Consider the following 2,592-nt stretch of genomic DNA (forward strand, 5'->3'; position numbering starts at 1 on the left):
CCGCCTGGGGCGTGGCGCTCGCCGCCGCGCTGGGCGCCACCGTCCTCACCGTCCTGACCGCGCGCCGGGCGGGCTCCCGGCAGGCCGAGCTGGCCCGCCGCCTGGCGGACCTCACCGCCGAGCGGACCGCGCTGCTCGCCGAGCGGGACGCCCTCACCGCCGACCGGGCGCGCCTGCACGAGCAGTGGCGGCAGTACGCGGCGACGCTGACCGACGCCAACGGCCTGCTGCGCAAGGGCGTCGAGCACCTGCTCACCGACGCCGTCCCCGCCGCGCTCGCCGACCGCGACGCCCCCCTCCCGCCTCCCGAGCAGGACGACGCGCTCGGCGCGGAACTCGCCGACCTGCGCGACCGCACCCTGGACGACGTGCGCGCGACCACGCGCACGAACGTCGTCTCCCGTGGGGCCGCCGAGCGCGAGGCCCGCTACGCACGCGAGGCCGCGGAGGAGGCCAGGGCCGCCGAAGCCGCCGCCGAAGAGGCCGCCCAGGCCGCGCAGGCGGCCCTCGAAGAGGCCGCGGCAGCCGCGAGCGCGGCGCTGGAGCAGGTGCGGGAAGAGAAGCGGACGGCACTCGCGGAAGCGGCCGAGGAGAAGCGCGCCGCGCTCGCCGAAGCCGCCGAGGAGAAGCGGGCCGCACTCGCGGAGGCCGCCGAGGACGCCGCGCGGGCCGCCGAGGACGTCGAGGGACGGCTCGACTCGCAGCGCATGGTGATGGTCGCGCTCGGACGGCGCCAGCAGACGCTCATGCACCGCGTCCAGGCCGCCGCCGAACGGCTCGCCGAGTCCCGCCGCGACGATCCCGAGGTCTACGCGGCCGGGCAGGTCGTCGACCACCTCGCCGCGCAGGCCGCCCGCCTCGCGCAGAGCCTCGTCGTCGCCTGCGGGACGTGGGAGGGCCAGCACTGGCCGGAGCCGATGCGGCTCGCCGAGACCGTCCAGGCCGCGACCGCCCGCATCGAGGACTTCCGCCGCGTCCGGATCGAGGGCGACCCGCCGGTGGCCGTCCGGGCGGCCGTCCTGGAGCCGGTGATCCACCTGCTGGCCGAGCTGCTGGACAACGCCACCACCCTCTCCCCGAGCGCCACCGACGTGATCGTCGGACTGTCGGCCGGGGCGACGGGCGCGGTCGTCCGCATCGACGACCAGGGCACCGGGCTGGAGGAGCCGCGCCTGTCGGAATCGCAGCGCCTGGTGACCGGCGAGCGTCCGGTGGACCTCGCCGAACTGGGCGAGGTGCCGCGCCTCGGCCTGGTCGTCGTCGGACGCTACGCGCGCCGGCACGGCCTGCACCTTGCTTTGGAACCTTCCCCGTACGGCGGCCTGCGCGTCGTGGTCCGCGTCCCGGGCGACCTCACCACGACCGTCCGCTCGCCCCTCCTGGATCAGCGGCCCGCCGTCGCGCCTCCCGCGCCCGCCGCGCCTCCCACGCCTCCCGCGCCCGCCGCTCCCGTCCCGGCTCCTCCCGCTGTCGTCGAGGGCGCGTCCAAGCGCGACGAGCCGCAGGACGAGAAGCCGTCCGGAACGCGCGGGCTCCCCAAGCGGACGTCGCGCCGCCGGGGTGACGCGCCGCGCGCCGCGTCCGGACCGGTGTCCGAGCTCGCGCCCCCGCCGTCCAGCCCGGACGAGGCGGGCGCCTTCATGGCCTCGCTCTTCACCGGACCACCCCCCGAGGCCGCCCCCGAACCCGAGCGCGGCCCGGAAACCAAGCGCGGCCCGGAAACCAAGCGCGGCCCCGAAGCCACCTCCGACACACCCGCGTCCAACGGCCCCACGTCCTCCGCGGAAGCCGCCGACGCACCCGCGACCGACGCGATCGCCGAGGCGGGAGCGGCCGACGGGCCCTCGGCGGAGGCGTCCGTCCTCACCGCCACCGGTGCCGCCACCGATCCGGACGCCGCCCAGGCGGACGCGTCGGAACGGTCCGTCGGCCCGACACCGCACCCGTCCGAGGCCGACACGTCGGCCGACTCCGACGAGCCGTCCCCGGGAGACGACCTTGACCGCTGACCAGGACTGGATGATCGACTCACTGGCAAGGGTCGCCGGCGTCCGCCACGTGATCCTGTGCTCACGGGACGGCCTGGTCATCGCGCGCTCGGCGTCCCTCGACCGGGACGACTCCGAGCGGCTGGCGGCGACCTGCACGAGCCTGCTGTCGGTGTCGCGGTCCGTCGCCGGGACGTACGGCACCGGCGGACGCGCGCTCTACCAGGTGATGGCCCAGTACGAGGGCGGCGTGCTGTTCCTGCGCGGCGCGGCCGAGGGCACCTGCCTCGGCGTCCTCACGCAGGGCGTGATCGACCCGGCGCTGATCGGCCAGGAGATGCAGCGGCTCGTGCTGCGCTACGGCGAGTCCGTCCTGCGGACCCCGCTCCGCGACGGCGCGCCGAACACCTTCACCTCCGCGCCCGCCCCGGGCGCCGCGACCGGCGGGCCGGGTGCGTGAGATGGCCGGACCGGACGACGCGCGCGACACGCCGCTGCGCCCGTTCGTGCTCACCCGGGGCCGCACCCCGGCCCGGCGGGGCCTCACGGTCGACACCCTGCTCGCCGCCGCGCCGACCGACGCGCCGCTGCGCGTGGACGCGCC

2 protein-coding genes are annotated in these 2,592 nt (G+C 77.4%); both read left to right on the forward strand.

The features are described 5' to 3' along the window. Positions 1-2,009, forward strand: a 2,009-nt coding sequence (locus tag DZF91_RS40315; protein WP_117359716.1) for an ATP-binding protein, incomplete at its 5' end; no start/stop codon positions are given. Then, entirely contained in the window at positions 1,999-2,448 is a 450-nt protein-coding gene (locus tag DZF91_RS25210) for a roadblock/LC7 domain-containing protein (RefSeq protein WP_117359717.1), read from the forward strand. The genes DZF91_RS40315 and DZF91_RS25210, both read left to right, overlap by 11 nt. The last annotated feature ends 144 nt before the right edge of the window (positions 2,449-2,592 follow it).

The sequence above is a fragment of the Actinomadura logoneensis genome, from assembly GCF_003428695.1.
Lineage (GTDB): Bacteria > Actinomycetota > Actinomycetes > Streptosporangiales > Streptosporangiaceae > Spirillospora > Spirillospora logoneensis.